Here is a 555-nt window from a genome sequence, read left to right on the forward strand (position 1 = left end):
ATACCTTTGATGTATCTGTATGGGAGCTGTTCTGGTGGTTTTTTGCAGGGGCAAAGGTGTATTTTCTGGCACCGGGAGGAGAAAAAGACTCGGGAGCAATAACAGATGCAATAGAAAAGCAGGGTGTCACTACAATGCACTTTGTTCCGTCAATGTTAAACATGTTCCTTGAATATATGGAAAACGGAAAATCAGCGGATAAAGTTTCTAGCCTGAAACAGGTATTTGCCAGTGGAGAGGCCTTACAGGTAAAACAGGTACAGAGATTTAACCAAGTGGTAGGCAGCAGATACGGCACAAAGCTTATCAATCTGTATGGCCCTACAGAAGCTACGGTGGATGTATCCTACTTTGATTGCCCCGAAGGACAGGAGATTGACCTTGTACCAATCGGAAAGCCAATAGATAATATACAACTCTATGTGGTGGACAAGCACAACAACTTGCAGCCTGTAGGGATACCGGGAGAATTGTGTATATCCGGGGACGGCTTGGCAAGAGGATATCTCAACAGGCCTGAGCTGACGGCAGAGAAATTTGTACACAATCCATTTG

At 44.9% G+C, this 555-nt stretch carries 1 protein-coding gene; it reads left to right on the forward strand.

The window, feature by feature from the left end; translation table 11 throughout:
- A partial coding sequence (locus L323_RS40455; protein ID WP_038276366.1) for an AMP-binding protein occupies nucleotides 1-555 on the forward strand: 555 nt, incomplete at both ends.

Origin of the sequence: Ruminiclostridium papyrosolvens C7, from assembly GCF_000421965.1 — a bacterium.
Classification (GTDB): domain Bacteria; phylum Bacillota; class Clostridia; order Acetivibrionales; family DSM-1351; genus Ruminiclostridium; species Ruminiclostridium papyrosolvens_A.